This is a genomic window from Bacillus sp. FSL R9-9530 (genome assembly GCF_038008145.1).
Lineage (GTDB): Bacteria > Bacillota > Bacilli > Bacillales > Bacillaceae_G > Bacillus_A > Bacillus_A mycoides.
In genome coordinates, this window is record NZ_JBBOYO010000003.1 from 70,405 (window position 1) to 85,276 (window position 14,872).

The 14,872-nt window shown below is 32.2% G+C and carries 15 protein-coding genes and 4 pseudogenes; 10 read left to right on the plus strand and 9 right to left on the minus strand.

All coding sequences use genetic code 11. The features are described 5' to 3' along the window. Positions 1 to 37: 37 nt before the first annotated feature. Entirely contained in the window at positions 38 to 193 is a 156-nt protein-coding gene (locus tag MKX66_RS30435; RefSeq protein WP_164091251.1) for a hypothetical protein, read from the minus strand. A 280-nt stretch (positions 194 to 473) separates the two neighbouring features. Here MKX66_RS30435 and MKX66_RS30440 point away from each other — a divergent pair. After that, a pseudogene (locus MKX66_RS30440) lies at positions 474 to 614 on the plus strand (helix-turn-helix domain-containing protein); the annotation flags it as partial. A 147-nt stretch (positions 615 to 761) separates the two neighbouring features. Then, complete coding sequence (locus MKX66_RS30445) at positions 762 to 887, plus strand: hypothetical protein (RefSeq protein ID WP_001107285.1); 126 nt, start codon at positions 762 to 764, stop codon at positions 885 to 887. A gap of 160 nt (positions 888 to 1,047) precedes the next feature. On the opposite strand, the gene MKX66_RS30450 is transcribed toward MKX66_RS30445, so the two are convergent. Next, positions 1,048 to 1,545: a CcdC protein domain-containing protein gene (locus MKX66_RS30450; RefSeq protein ID WP_328054480.1), complete on the minus strand. Its 498-nt coding sequence runs from the start codon at positions 1,543 to 1,545 to the stop codon at positions 1,048 to 1,050. A gap of 704 nt (positions 1,546 to 2,249) precedes the next feature. Here MKX66_RS30450 and MKX66_RS30455 point away from each other — a divergent pair. The 3 genes and pseudogenes from MKX66_RS30455 to MKX66_RS30465 all read left to right on the plus strand — a co-directional run. Next, positions 2,250 to 2,684: an NUDIX hydrolase gene (locus tag MKX66_RS30455; RefSeq protein WP_341088229.1), complete on the plus strand. Its 435-nt coding sequence runs from the start codon at positions 2,250 to 2,252 to the stop codon at positions 2,682 to 2,684. Between the two features lie 879 nt (positions 2,685 to 3,563). Then, positions 3,564 to 3,884, plus strand: a complete 321-nt coding sequence (locus tag MKX66_RS30460) for a hypothetical protein (RefSeq protein ID WP_012259982.1) — start codon at positions 3,564 to 3,566, stop codon at positions 3,882 to 3,884. A 15-nt stretch (positions 3,885 to 3,899) separates the two neighbouring features. Continuing rightward, a pseudogene (locus tag MKX66_RS30465) lies at positions 3,900 to 4,157 on the plus strand (hypothetical protein); the annotation flags it as partial. Between the two features lie 457 nt (positions 4,158 to 4,614). Here MKX66_RS30465 and MKX66_RS30470 read toward each other — a convergent pair. Both MKX66_RS30470 and MKX66_RS30475 read right to left on the minus strand, forming a co-directional pair. Further along, positions 4,615 to 5,016 carry a hypothetical protein gene (locus MKX66_RS30470; RefSeq protein ID WP_341088233.1) on the minus strand — a complete coding sequence of 134 codons (402 nt, stop codon included), beginning with the start codon at positions 5,014 to 5,016 and terminating at the stop codon, positions 4,615 to 4,617. Positions 5,017 to 5,821: 805 nt separating this feature from the next. Continuing rightward, entirely contained in the window at positions 5,822 to 6,982 is a 1,161-nt protein-coding gene (locus MKX66_RS30475; RefSeq protein ID WP_002144377.1) for a tyrosine-type recombinase/integrase, read from the minus strand. A gap of 353 nt (positions 6,983 to 7,335) precedes the next feature. Between MKX66_RS30475 and MKX66_RS30480 the strand changes: the two genes are divergently transcribed. Then, a complete protein-coding gene (locus MKX66_RS30480) occupies positions 7,336 to 8,316 on the plus strand; it encodes a DNA-binding protein (RefSeq protein WP_002144378.1) in 981 nt (326 codons plus the stop codon). A 542-nt stretch (positions 8,317 to 8,858) separates the two neighbouring features. Next, positions 8,859 to 9,083, plus strand: coding sequence for a hemolysin XhlA family protein (locus tag MKX66_RS30485; RefSeq protein WP_002151817.1), 225 nt, complete (start codon positions 8,859 to 8,861; stop codon positions 9,081 to 9,083). On the opposite strand, the gene MKX66_RS30490 is transcribed toward MKX66_RS30485, so the two are convergent. Continuing rightward, entirely contained in the window at positions 9,066 to 9,359 is a 294-nt protein-coding gene (locus MKX66_RS30490; protein ID WP_232299911.1) for a hypothetical protein, read from the minus strand. The genes MKX66_RS30485 and MKX66_RS30490 overlap by 18 nt on opposite strands. A gap of 123 nt (positions 9,360 to 9,482) precedes the next feature. Here MKX66_RS30490 and MKX66_RS30495 point away from each other — a divergent pair, with 123 nt between their 5' ends. Further along, complete coding sequence (locus MKX66_RS30495) at positions 9,483 to 9,911, plus strand: cell wall hydrolase (protein ID WP_002144383.1); 429 nt, start codon at positions 9,483 to 9,485, stop codon at positions 9,909 to 9,911. 1,537 nt (positions 9,912 to 11,448) lie between these two features. On the opposite strand, the gene MKX66_RS30505 is transcribed toward MKX66_RS30495, so the two are convergent. Next, positions 11,449 to 11,841, minus strand: a complete 393-nt coding sequence (locus MKX66_RS30505) for a hypothetical protein (RefSeq protein ID WP_341088238.1) — start codon at positions 11,839 to 11,841, stop codon at positions 11,449 to 11,451. Positions 11,842 to 11,934: 93 nt separating this feature from the next. Next, a pseudogene (locus MKX66_RS30510) lies at positions 11,935 to 12,227 on the minus strand (tyrosine-type recombinase/integrase); the annotation flags it as partial. A gap of 212 nt (positions 12,228 to 12,439) precedes the next feature. Here MKX66_RS30510 and MKX66_RS30515 point away from each other — a divergent pair. Further along, positions 12,440 to 12,820, plus strand: a pseudogene (locus MKX66_RS30515) (tyrosine-type recombinase/integrase); the annotation flags it as partial. 520 nt (positions 12,821 to 13,340) lie between these two features. Beyond that, positions 13,341 to 13,499 (plus strand): hypothetical protein, encoded by a 159-nt coding sequence (locus MKX66_RS30520; RefSeq protein WP_341088240.1) that lies wholly within the window; start codon positions 13,341 to 13,343, stop codon positions 13,497 to 13,499. Between the two features lie 668 nt (positions 13,500 to 14,167). Here the strand turns inward: MKX66_RS30520 and MKX66_RS30525 are convergent. After that, the gene (locus MKX66_RS30525; RefSeq protein WP_000505684.1) at positions 14,168 to 14,272 is read right to left on the minus strand and encodes a YjcZ family sporulation protein; all 105 of its coding nucleotides are present in this window, start codon (positions 14,270 to 14,272) and stop codon (positions 14,168 to 14,170) included. A gap of 159 nt (positions 14,273 to 14,431) precedes the next feature. Further along, positions 14,432 to 14,803: an ABC transporter permease gene (locus tag MKX66_RS30530; protein ID WP_341088242.1), complete on the minus strand. Its 372-nt coding sequence runs from the start codon at positions 14,801 to 14,803 to the stop codon at positions 14,432 to 14,434. Between the last annotated feature and the right edge of the window lie 69 nt (positions 14,804 to 14,872).

The window sequence follows — 14,872 nt, forward strand, 5'->3', positions numbered from 1 at the left end:
TTAACATAACCCCTTTTTCCTAAAAAACTTATTTGCACTATATATTATGAAAGAAATAAATTAATGGATTAGATGTTCTTCCTCTACCAATTGCCCAATTAGCTAATTTATTTAAAATGAAAATTACTAATTTCAACAATTGTACAAGCCATTTTGTATTACTTACATACATTAACAATGAGATGATAATCATCTTATACCCCAAAACCCTAAATTACTTGTTCGGTAACTATCTTTAAAAGATAGAAAAAAGGACAGTTTTCAACTGTCCTTTTTTATTATTTACAAAGATATATATTTTGAAAATTAAACCCCTCTTACTAATAAATACATATATTATATAGTGCTCTAACACACTATTAAAAAGCACTCCCTTAAGTAAATATGTGAAGTGGATTAGCCTAAAACCGAACTTCAATATTCGGGCGCCTTAATTGAGCAAGGATCACAAAAATCATCAAACTTTATTCAAAATCTACAACAAAGCATATAAATTTCGTATCTATCCAACGAAGGAACAAAAAATATTAATTGTTAAAACCATTGGGTGCAATCGCTTTGTATTCAATTTCTTATTGAGCGAATGGGGCAGTTTATTTAAAGAAGTAAATCAAATCGCATAGGCTACAAAAAAGAAAGCAAACTAAAATCGTGGGTGCTGATGACGAAAAAACACAACTCCGCTATCTGTATATAGTGTATTTATTATAGTTGGCATCCTTGAAGGAATAACTAAATCAAGCTACAAGGGTGGTGAAAAAATGGCTAAAAATAAGAATAATCAATTGAAGAACAATAAAAACGCTGTACCAAAAGCAGATGTGGAATTTGCGGGAGAAAATGGACTTGAAAAAATCGCATTAAGAGCCCAAAAAAAATCAAAATAAGTAAACAATAGGGGGCAGTAAATCTGTCCCTTTGTTCCTCAAAATTAACATAGTTCTTCAAAAAAATAAGCATCTTTTGTTAGCATAAAACCAATGTATTGCAAAACCTGGAAAGTCCCCTCAGAAGTTCTGAAAGTACTTTCCATTCACATAATTAGTGTTATCGTAAGTCAATGTTATTGTTAGTTTGGATTCGACTTTTGTATAGTTGACGAAATTTGATGAAAGAGATAATTCTCCAAGGTAAGATATATCCCAGTGCTACAGTCATAAATAGTGCTGCTTCTGTTTCTGGACCTAGCCATTTTAAATAATCACGAAGTAAAAAACGGATAATAAGTACGATGAGAAAGGTAATAATAAAGCTCTTGTTTTTTACAGCATAAATATGCTGATCGAATCGGAGTTCATAGTGAGTGGTCCAAATAAGTGGAATTGACAAAAGAAATCCAAAGATAGCTGCACAAATCCATACCCAGCCAGCGGCATGTGCTTTTGGATTTAAGATGATGTGAATGCAGGGGAGTAACAAAAATAGTATGGGTAAGAGAATGCGGGTTCCGTTTCCTTTAATAGGGCGATACATTGCCAAAGTTCTACGCCATATGACTAACGCAGCAATTATGATTACAATAGTGTAAAACGAAGAAGAATCCATGATTTCACCTCGACACATAGAATATTTCAATTATATGGAAAGTACAGATGGTTGGATAGTGGTATTCATCCTGATTGGGGAAATATAACATTAATTTGTGATATCATATATAGGTATTTGCCATTACATACTATTGCAAGAGGTAAGCAAAGAGGCTTATCCCTTATGTATCAAGGATTACGCCTTTTTTTCTTTTGAAAGATTTATAGAAAAAAACATACTTGTTTTATTAAGTATGCAGTCTCAGAATTGTCCTTATTTCCCATATAACAATCGCATATTTGCTAGTTAGTTTAATACTTTTTGTAATGGAACAGCTGCAATCTAAAATTATGATTTGAGTACATGCAATATATACAATACCCCTGGCATATAGCTAAACAACAAGTCCACTGCCAAAGTAGGGCTATTTTTTTCTGCCTTTTGTGGTAATATCGGTGTTGCCGTTTCACGCATTAGTTTATATTCAAGCTGTGCAGTGATAATAAAGCTGTTTAATTGTAAACGTAAAAGAGCGATATCCTAAAAACTACGATAGACGGTATAATAAAAGCAATATATATAGAAATACGTTTGCTTTCGAAAGGGAGTACATATATGAAAATAAAAAAGGGCAAAAAACACTTGGTTATGCTTTTGAACAAGCTACAAAGCATAGGAAATACCCGAAATTAATAAGGATAATTTATAGGAGGTACTTTAAAATGTTTATCGTAAATGTTGAAGGTGCTATAAGGAAAAATGATAAATGGCTTATTATTGAAAGAAGCAAAAAAGAGGAACATGCTGGTGGTTGGCTTTCTCTTGTGGGAGGTAAGGTAGATATAGAAGGGAATTCATCAGACATATTAGAGAGAACAGTAAAGCGAGAAATATTAGAAGAAGTCGGTGTGAGCGTAAAAGACAGGCTAAATTATGTACATAGTACGTCATTCGTAACCGATACAGGTGAAAATGTTGTGGATATTGTTTTTCTTTGCGAATATGAATCGGGGGAGGCATTTTCTAAAAGTCCCGATGAGGTTGAAGAAGTATTATGGTTAACTACTGAGGAAATATTAAATCACCCCAATTCGCCAATTTATTTAAAAGAAAGCATTAATCAGGCGGAAGCGTTGATTCGTATTCATTCTTCATAACGCTTTAAATTTATAATAGAAGTAAAGTTGTTATACATAAATGGGGGAAACCTTGGAATTTATCTTGTTCAATTATCGGGCGCTATTGTTGAATAAAACTTAGATTTTTAAACGACTTTATTGTTATATTTTTAAGTACAGTGAAGTATCTTATGTCGAAAATTAAACGACTATATTTTAACCCCATCCTAAATTTAGAACGGGGTTATGCTTGTTTTAGGTTTTAAAATTAAATAACTTTATTGTCTTTTTACATCAGTATGTCTAAGTTTCAGAGATTAGTTACATAAATCTTATAGTTTTTGCACCAGAAGCCTAGCTTTCATACTGTAAAATTTCTTTGAGGGTGAGAGGAACTCTCATGGTAAAGGAAATGCTGAATAAAAAGCGTAGAATCGATTATACGGAAAGGAAATGGAATCCTCTTATTAATATAAATGAATGTAAAATAGATAAAAAAGAACTTAAATTCTTGACAGATAGAAAATAAGTTCTTTCTTTGTTTGTGGAGTTTGTTTAGCATTGTGTTGGAGCACTATATAATATATGCATTTATTAGTAAGAGGTGTTTAATTCCCAAAATATATATCTTTGTAAATAAGAAAAAAAGACAGTTTTCAACTGTCCTTTTTTCTATCTTTTAAAGATAGTTAACGAACTGGTAATTTGGGATTTGGAGTATAGTAAGATGATTATCATCTCATTGTTAATGTATGTAAGTAATACAAAATGGCTTGTACAATTGTTAAAATTAGTGATTTTTTTTGATAAATTAGTTAATTGGATGTTTGATAGAGGAAGAAAGTCTAATCAATTAATTTATTTCTTTCATAATATATAATGCAGATAAAAATTTTTAGGAAAAAGGGGGTATATTAAATGTCTTTTGAACGTAGATGTGAATGTGATGAATGTAATAGAAATCGAAGAAGAAGAAGATGTGAATGTGATGAATGTAATAGAAACCGAAGAAGAAGAAGAGAACGTGAGGAAGTAAGAGAACTGGGGGATTTTGAAGGACGAAGAAGATTAAACGGTTTACGAGAAGGCGACAAAATTAACGTTTTTTCAGGCGGAGATCAGATCGATGGAAGAGGAGTCTTTGTTCGTATAGAGGATGGATTTCTTATTTGGGTGGATGCTGCTGCTAATATTAATGTGACAAGCCTAGATGTTATTAGTGTTCGACGCGTAGCTTAATAGCATTTTAAATAATGTAAATGTGTTGAACATAATAGAAACCGAAAAAAAAGAGATTATGAGGAGGTGAGACAATTGGGTAATTTTGGAGAACGAAGAAGATTAGATGGTTTACGAGAAGGCGACAGAATTAACGTTTTTTCAGGCGGAGATCAGATCGATGGAAACGGAGTCTTTATTCGTATAGAGGATGGATTTCTTATTTGGGTGGATGCTGCTGCAAACATTAATGTGACAAGCCTAGATGTTATTAGTGTTCGACGCATAGGTTAATAGCGCTTTAAATAAATATAAGGAAAAGATAGGATAAGAGCGAAGGGCTCTTATCTTATTTTTTAGGAATTATTATGTTATGTAGGTTAAATTAAGTATTTAAATACTTAAAAAAGAAGGGATTTATATAAAATAAATCCCTTTAATAAATTAATAGAAAGGTAGAATACATTATATGTGTAGGTTTTTAATTAGGTTTGTACATTTTTAATAAATTTATTTATTTTATGTAAAAGGTGCCAAGAAATACTTTGTAGTTTTATTTCTTGGCATGGGTATTTATTTGGGTCATTTGGATGCCGACCTTACAATAGTATATGTCCGCTATATGAAATGGTTTGTTATTTACGTTCAGTTCAGTAAATTTAGGAAAGAAAAAACACCTATTTTTTAATAGGTGTTTTTTCTGCAAATTGGCTTATAAAATTAAAGGAAAGGTTTTTCTATTCAATCATTTTTAAAAGTCATCTTTATGATCATGCTCATGCTCATCACATTCTCTACAATGCTTACGCTTGCAACAGAAACGATTACAATCAGGTGAATTTATAGAGATTACGTTAATTCTGTTAATCGCAATACGTGCTAATCCTGGGAAACAATCAAAGTCAGATAAAATAATTACGTTGTTCCCTTGAAAACCTTGGAATGTTGCACTTGTAGGTCTTTGATGATCATATTGAATAACAATACAAGTACCAGGAGTTAATGTGTGTAAGAATTGTGCTAATTCTGGATTATTATTCACCTGTCTATTGTTTTCATCTTTTCTGTGATGATCTCTATGATGATCTCTCCGATCATCTCTCCGATCATCACATCTATTGAAATCACAACCTCCACCAAAACCAAAACCCATAATAATTACCCCCTTTCGTTCGTTAGTACATCTTATGCTCGTCTAGAAAGGATGGTGTGAGTATATGAGTCTAGTTAAGTGTGGATTTTTTATGTAAATATGAAATTTGTTTAATAATATTATTTTTGGTTCTGGTGCAAAAAATCTATAAAACTTGGACATACTGATACTATTACTCTAAAAAGGTGTGTAATTGGTATGGAACGAATTGAAGCTGCTGAAGAATTAATTGAGGATATGAGGGAGTGTTTTTTGAACGGAACATCCTTAAGGTGTGAAGCTAATGATTTTAAAGTCACAGTTATAGTATAAATCGGATTGGAAATGTTATTCGGAAGGGAATATAATAAAAATTTCATTTTATAGAGATTATTTACACATGAAAAAAGCGCTTATATAGCGCTTTTTGAAAAGTAGGTTTCAAATCACACGCCCAAATGTGATTTGAATACATGTGCATACAGAGTATATGTAAATTTGAATTGAATTGTGCAAAAAAAATAAAAATTCAGGAGTGGAGTAAAAGTGTTTATGAACAGTGAGAAAGAGTATAAATTTAACATGCATCCCAAACAATTAATGAGTCCTATTTAAATATATGGGAAATAATCAAAAAAACAAGCTAGTTCGTATCAATGATGTAATGATTAACCCTACTAATATTTCTTCGCTAGAATTTATATCAACGCATACATCACCAATTAAATTAAATTAAATTTTATATCTTGTTCGTATAAAAAAGTATCCATGACAGGTTCTTCTTTGTTATATATAAATTACACAATTAATCTTTATATGAACGAAATTAGAATTCATCTTCCGTAATTAGATTACCAGCATCGTTATCTTTCGTTAATCTTTGTTTTAGGTAGTTTTCTTTTGTTGTCCGGTCATTTTTATGACCTACTGCAGCTGCTATGACATGAGGTGCTAGTCCCTTGTAGTCGTATAAGTACTGCACATAAAAATGTCTAAAGAAATGGGGAGTGATTCGTATATTCTCCGTAAAGGATAACTTTGTATCCTTAATGATTTTAGAAATATATTGTGATAAATAATTTTCTCTATAAGCAGTATGATTCTTTGTTTGAAATATAGTCTTTCCATTTTTATTTCCAATGTCCACAGGTAATCGTCTCCGGATTCGAAACGCAACAATACGATTAAAAATCTCTTTATTAATAGAAACAATCCGTTCATTATCTCCCTTTGTATCAACTATTAAATAGTAACGTCCACGTATAGCGTCATACTCAAGATCTTCCCATTTGGCATGAGCGACTTCTGCAACACGTAATCCCGTAGTAGCCAGGACCGATAATAAAGCATAATTAATTTCATTATCCTTATAGTAATGAAGCAGCTGCTTCACTTCCTCATATGATAACTCACGCTTCGGTTTATGTTGTTTATTCACTGCCGTGCTTAGAATCTCTACATGAAGAGGCTCCTGGATATATTGGATTTCGTATAGCCATTTCAAATAAGAACGGATTACACCAAGTTTCCGACTAATCGTAGATGCCTTGTATTTTTCTTTTGATTGATAGGATATGGCGTCCTGGGATAACCATTTTTGATAGTTACGGATATGGCGCTTCCTTAGATTCCTCCAGACTTGGCCAACTTTATAGTCCTTTACATCTTGCTGCAGAAATTCTGTACTTTGTTTGATAAAGAAGTAAAACTGACTTAGATCACGAGCATATAGAGTTCTTGATTCATCTTTTATACGCTTCTCCTGGTCAAAATGTGTTTGCCGGTTCAAGTAATAGTACAGTATCTCTTCGTCTGAAAATCCCTCGTATGTATAAGTATCTTCTCTTTCGTTATGTTCCTTTTTAAATTCAGCTTCATTTATATAATCACGATTCCATAATGAAATTATGTTTGCAAAATTTTGTTTTTGTTTTTCTATATTTTCTAAAGAAGTTTCACTATGAATTTTAATCAATTCAAATTTCATTGTTATTCAACTCCTTATTAATTTCTTTTGTATCTATTATTATACCTGAATTACATTCAAAATTATTTACATAGTAAAATTAAATTTTATAAAAATGAAAGTGTAAAACAACCATAGAAAAACTCCCATTTTCTATGGTTGTATAAATTTTATTTCTATAAATTATCTGTGATTTTTTTATTTAAATATATAAATTAATTTAATTGGAAATTATAAATAACTTTTGATTATCTTTATAAATAACTTGAACATTACCTGTGATATAATAAATTACAGTTATATATTTCTTAAGTTTTAAATTTAAATAGGATAATCTATTTAAAAAATACAAATTAAGTGAAAGGAGAAATAATATGAATGAGAATCAACCAATCAATATGAATACAACGGAAGTAAAGGAGTATTTAAGCGTTAGTAGTTTCGTTGTTAATAATCTTATGAAGCAGGGACAATTAATTCCAATCAATAAAGATACATGGCGATTAGATGGGAGTTTCCTTTTTAGAAAAGAGGATGTAGACTCAATTAAAAAGGAAAGGGAGATAGAAGGTCTTACTTTATACCAGGCTAGTAAAAAATACGATATAAGTACATATCAATTAGAAAAATGGTTAGAAGATGGAGAATTGACAGCTACTATACAGGAATATCGTAACCGTGAGACTAAATTCCTTCAAGAAGAAGAGTTAGGCAAGCTTGTACATCGATTGGATCAATCCAATGCAATGTATACATTCTCTCAAAAGTATCATACTGTACTTTTCCAAAGATATATCCAGGGGAATACAATAGCAAGAGTCATTACTATCCCTAAGCGTGGAGATATTACACTAATTGATGAATTTGAAAGTGAATTCACCTTAAAAGAAGCAAAAAAATCGGGATATGAACCTGCATACGAGTTATCTGATAAACCTCGTAGCCATCATCAAAGGTTTGTTAAGTTTCGTATACCTAAGTCTGATCAATTACGTAGTAGTTCTTTTCAGCTGGTTGACTTGATTCTACAGTATGTCTCACCAAGAAATTTGAAAATTTCAGAAGAAGCAGGCTTTTGGTATTTTGATGTACGCCAATCTCTTATTGAATTACCAATGGGTATGCAAATGGAATGGATTGAAAGTTTATCACCATATTTAATAGAAGGAAGATTAGTAAAACGCGTTAATAATAGTGTGTATTTAGATAGCAGCAGCGTGACAAAACCAGTTACGATATCCAGTAAAGAATATCAAGCTATTCATAAAATAGTCGAAGAAACAAACAGCACTATTGAAGAATTTATTGCGTCCGCTATTCGCGACAAAATCAATTACTATCAAAATACACAATAAACGTATTTAAAAGCCATTTTAAGCATAACGAGAATTGATAATCATATAATGATACAGAAAGGTCTTTTCCAGGGTAGCTACCTCTTATACATCAAAAAGACACCTAATTAAGGTGTCTTTTTACTTTTCACCTTTCGAGAAGAACAAGCATATATTAAAGTATAGGACGAGCTTAACCGCTCCACCTTTATTCCGATTTTCAGTTAAAACTCCTTATCACATTAAGAGCATCTACTGTCCTGGATGCTCTCTTTTTATTGTTCATGGATTTTCTAAACTCTTTATTGATAATACGTAAAATATGAAGAATGTAGTTGAGATTCGATTGAAGTTCTAACAAAACAACCGAATATGATTAATTAGTACAACCATCGGTCAATTAACAAATGCTTGTACTAGTTTAGTAATGATAAATACGATTGGGAAAGATGTATAAAATGAAAGATTCAACATGGAAATAACTCGTATACATTCACACCGGAAAAGGTTGTCTCATAACATATAGGGATTGTTCTATTGAGATATTAGAAGGACGTGAGTATATGGAAGACTTAAATGTGAAAATTGACAGTCTAAAATCAGAACAAAAAGAGATCATGCGTGATATTCGTAATTTAGAAACTCGAATAATAATTAACGAGAAAGACATTTCTACAATTAATAAGCAATTAGAAAAAATCAGCACGAATACCTCTTGGATTTTACGGATTATTATCAGTACGATAATTATGGCCGTTCTAGGTTTGATACTAAGAGGGACAATTTAAAATTCCCAAAAGTACTTTTTGAAGAGAGACAAGTGTCTCTCTATTTATTTTGAGGAGACGCATGTCGGAAAAAGATAAAATACTAACTTGAATCATATTTCTCAAAAGTAAATGTAAATAAGTAACCCCAACTATTGAAACTACATAATCCTTATAAATACCTCTATTCATGAGTTTATTTAGCAATTCTTCTTCACCTGTCGTTCCATCTTTAAGACCCATACCAATGACAATACAAATCCTTCCATGAAAGAGTCCATATTCAAGTACCATCATCCTTCCTGTTCAAGAGTAATTATCTTTCATACTTTTTCACATAACGATCTATATTATGTGAAAAAGTCATTATCCTGACTAATAAGCAATACTATAAGAAGAAAATATAATGGAGGTGAAATCATGGGGGTTGTTAACGCTACAGATGCAGATATTGCACTTTTAGCAAGATTACTGAGAGCAGAAGCCGAAGGAGAAGGAATTCAGGGTATGTTGCTCGTCGGAAATGTAGGAATTAACCGAATAAGAGCCAATTGTTCCGATTTTAAAAATCTTCGTACCATTAGACAAATGATTTACCAAGAACACGCATTTGAAGCTGTTACTCACGGTTATTTCTATCAAAGAGCAAGAGAAAGTGAAAAACGCTTAGCTCGTCGAGTAATCAATGGAGAGAGGTACTGGCCTGGGAAATTTAGTTTATGGTATTTTAGGCCACCAGGTGATTGTCCTCAACAATGGTATAATCAGCCTTTTGTCGGGCGTTTTAAAAAGCACTGTTTTTTTCAACCAACAGCCGCAACTTGCGAACAGGTTTATAACACATTTTAAACAGTGATAAAAACAATCTGTAATTAAAGAAAGTATAAAAGAGCGTTAATTTAACACTTGTTTGCTAGTTTTAGGAGTGGTGTCAGGATTTTGCAGATTTACAATGTTAAGATAAAAAACTTTGTATCAATAGGGTTTCTCCTATTGAAATGTGAAGTTAGTGAACTACTCACCACTTAGCTGACGCTTGAAGTGGGAGCTAAGTGGGAAGTAAGTGATTTTTACTAGTCACTTATGTTTACCAATCTAACAGGGTAGTCCCTCCCCCTAAAAATAGTATGAGTACGTTAGACACATATACGCTACTTTCTTCGCCTGGTTTTCACATATTTCAGTAGTGCAGGACGATAGAACGTTGAAGATTTTACCTTGTAGACGAATTTCCTACAACAACCTTATATCTTCAGTTTTCAAAGAGCGATCTGTATAAAAGTATAGGGTAGCAAATATGTTGGCTTACGCCAACCAAAATTCATTTTCCACTTACCGTTGGGCTATCGTCCTGCACACGCTTAAGTAAGGAGAATTCTTTCGGGAAGTGCGGTTAGAAATAATTTAAAGAAATCTAGATAAAACAAAAAAACACAGATAAATTGCTATCCATGTGTTTTTTGTATCTATTTTTATCATTTAAATATCCATAACTATATATTATAACGATGCCAAATTATGTCATAGTTATGTAGGAGATTCGATGTCTAAAGCAAAAAGATTAAATGAAATGATTATGATGGTTAATCGAATGAAAAAATTTACTGTGGGAGAATTAGCACACGAATTGATTGTTTCAAAACGAACCATTTTCAATTAGGTTTGCACATTTAGACAGTTAAATAAATATAGGTAACTTTATGGAGTGGTGGTATAGGATCTATTAATCCTTAATTATATAATATGAATAACTTGTTGACACTCCCACCCCTAAAGGGGCAAGCTGACTAACGTCAGTGGGATTCTTGCTACCAAAGGCGAAGTCCATTTCTGGTATCGCTGACGTGCAAGATTGCGGTGTGCTATCACCACTCTCACGACAGACCGTTGCGTGTTCATATGTTTTAGCGTCTGACGACACATATCATTTTACCGATAGCGTGAATTCGGCTATCGAACTCCATATGATATCTTGTTTTCAAGGAACACATAGGCATTTTAAAGACTTGTGCTTTTCTATAGTTCAAGTATAACCAAAACACAACTGTTTTTTGAAAAAGCGATACTTTCATCCCATGCCTAAAGTCCGATATGGGCTTTCCCACATCGCGAAATCTGTAATTAACTTGTACATTTTTAATAAATTTATTTGTTTTATGTAAAAGGTGCCAAGAAATACTTTGTAGTTTTATTTCTTGGCATGGGTATTTATTTGGGTCATTTGGATGCCGACCTTACAATAGTATATGTCCGCTATATGAAATGGTTTGTTATTTACGTTCAGTTCAGTAAATTTAGGAAAGAAAAAACACCTATTTTTTAATAGGTGTTTTTTCTGCAAATTGGCTTATAAAATTAAAGGAAAGGTTTTTCTATTCAATCATTTTTAAAAGTCATCTTTATGATCATGCTCATGTTTATGATCATCACATTCTCTACAATGCTTACGCTTGCAACAGAAACGATTACAATCAGGTGAATTTATAGAGATTACGTTTATTCTGTTAATCGCAATACGTGCTAATCCTGGGAAACAATCAAAGTCAGATAAAATAATTACGTTGTTTCCTTGAAAACCTTGGAATGTTGCACTTGTAGGTCTTTGAGAATCATATTGAATAACAATACAAGTACCAGGAGTTAATGTTCTTAAGAATTGTAATAACTCTGGATTGTTATTCTGTTCTCTTCTATTGTCTTCTCTTTCTTCTTTTCTGTGATGATCTCTCCGATCATCACATCTATTGAAATCACAACCTCCACCAAAACCAAAACCCATAATAATTACCCCCTTTCGTTCGTTAGTACATTTTATGCTCGTCTAGAAGGGATGGTGTGAGTATATGAGTCCAGTTAAGTGTGGATTTTTCATTTAAATATAAAATTGGTTTAATAATACCATCTTCTCCTCTTTAATTAATCAACATATTTCAGTTTGATTTGCGGTGTACTATGACGGATTGTTTCTTGTAACATGGCTACCAATGGATTCTATGTTGACCAAAACCCTGTTTTTTTACAGTTGTCGATAAGCATGAATCCTACTAATGGGTTTGTTTCTTTTTCGAGAAGGGAATGACTAGATACTTTTTAGTGCTGGGGATACGAATCGATTTTATGAAAAGTAGAAGTTAAATTAATTATCTTTTCTTTCTTTGTTTTTCCTCCTAACTAGATATAAAGTCCTTATCTCGTAATGCCAGATCAGATTGTTCGGTTTGAATTACACTTTCTATAGGGCTTGGTAAATCAAATGATTTATAAATTCGATTAGGAGTATTATAAATACCATGTATAGTTTTGTCTAAATAATGAAGTTCTTCCTTTGTATAATAAGTAATCAGTAAATTGTTGAGTTGTTTTTTCTACAATTATAAAAAGATATGGATGAGAAGAAAAAGCGAAAAGAGGATATAAAAAGAGTTATGAAACGGAGATTCTTTCGTTTTGTCAATGTACGACGCAACAGGTGGAAGAATTTGAATTGAACAGGGAAGACGTATAGCGCTATGCTTCTTTATTGAAAATATTATGGCCTTGGCATAAACGTAAATATAGTAACTGGTTAAAAAGCGTGAAGAATGGAAAGTGAAATTCCAGACTTAGCGTCAACGCTCGCGAAGAAAACAGTGCTGATACGTTCTTTTTTTAGTATCTACATGTATTTGGGTATATAGAAAAACCTCTTCACGAAGAACTGCAGCGTACAAATGTAAACGAACAAGATTGACTTATCCTATGAGGAGGTCATGAAAATATCCAAATAACGACGCTTTACTTGGAGAAACAAATGAAAAGGAAAAAGAATGTAAGAATGACTTTTGCAGATATGTTCAATTGGTTTATTTTGGAGATCCTAAATATAGTAAGGAAATGTATATAAAAAGATCACTTGTCTTGGAAACAAGCGATCTCTTCATTAGATAAATTGCTACTTACCAACAGTAAGTATTCGTTTTCCCATACATATGTTCAGGAGATATTATAACACAATTTTTTTAGTTATATAGAGGGAGCATCAGGATTATTCTTTATAAAAGAATAAAACTTTAAGGTGTCTTTCTCCGACTTGACTCATCTTAATTTTAATGATATGCATTGTACTCCTATCTAAATTAGAAGATTAGGTAATAATAACAAGTTAAAAAAGAACGAATTTAGTGATATAACTTGTATCCTATTGCATCTCATAATACAATTAAAGAGTAACTTAAAATAATTGCTATATATAGTAGGCGGGTCATCTCACTTCCATCCAGTAGGGAGGGAGGTGATAGAATGATCGCATTTTTAATTGAATTAGCAAGTGGATATGCTAAAGGTATCGGAATAGGTTTAGGGACCTTAACGATTACTACAATCCCTTTCTTATATAAAAAAGCGAAAACCGCCCTACTCGGAAAAGATAATAAGGACGGTTCTCGATCTCAAAGTTAATTAAATTGTAAAACAACCGCGCCTACTATCTTCCCAAATAGCAAGTTTAGGTTGCGAAAGGCAGAAGTTTCTCAAGCTTCTGTCTTCTTTATTTTATGCAAAAAGCTTATAAACTTATACACAGTATTCATATCCTCCAATGAACAAATTGAAAAATTTATGTGCGAATACTATGGCTTCATTATATCCAATTTGTTGACTAATAGTCAACAAATTGGTATATTTTCATGCGATACAATCATCTCTATGCAAATGAAACTGCATTGTAATACACTAGATTGTACTAGAATACACAAAATAACACAAAGAAAGGGATAGTCTTTTTTACTATTGCTTCTTCTAATAATTATAGAGATTCTATCATTTAAGAGGATACTTACTTTACTAGTTCGTTTTATAACAAGGTGACTATTATTGAATAGAAAGTTTATCTCTATTTGTTAACATTGCATGTTGCCACCTAAATATGTTTTTTCTTCTTTATTTTTGTATAGTGTCCAGGTATATCGACTTGTTATTTCTCCAATAATAATTATTTTGAACTTACAAAAGGAAACAATGGCTACAGGATTAATTCTATAACATCAGGAATCCACTTATTTTAAGCTGTCTTATTTTTATATATAAAGAAAAGGCACTCATATAAGAGTGTCTTTTCTGATAGTTTTTTAGCAGAAGCAAGCAGCTCCAACTATGATTAATAAAATAAATAATACAACTAATAAAGCAAAGCCACCAGCAAAGCCGCCGCCACAACTACCACCAAATCCCATAATAGATCCTCCTTTTAGTAAGAGGGTAAAACAAGGGTTCACTCAAGTGTCTTAACGGGTTCATTTTATCTTATGTTTTTATAGAGTAATTGAGCAGGTCCTTTTAAAAAAAGAAAAGACACCCTAAGGTGCCTTCCACAATTTGAATTACTGTATTTACTAGTTGGCAGGAGATGGAATTCTAGATGCTGCAAAGCGTGTGCCGTTACCTGCTAAAAATTGACCAGCTAAACTAGGTGTAGCAACTATTTCAACTATATCCCTAGCGTTTAATCTTAAGATATCAACTGTTTCCACAATATTATCTCTTGTAATGCCTACTACATTTACTGCGCCATGGCTTTCCTTATCGGGTCCTATAGACACACCATTTACTGAAATAGATACAGTTATTTGATAAGGAGTGGTCTGTATAGTTGGTTGAAAATGTACAGATCCTATAATATTATAAACTCCATCTTTTTTAGGAATAAATCTGGATGTAGTAGTGTTATATTCATTTGCTAAATCAAATTGTTCATTCTGATACAATACTTGAATCGTTGAATTTGCTGCAACTGCTTGGTTAGTAGCGCTAGTAGCTCTGAATGCTGATTCCTT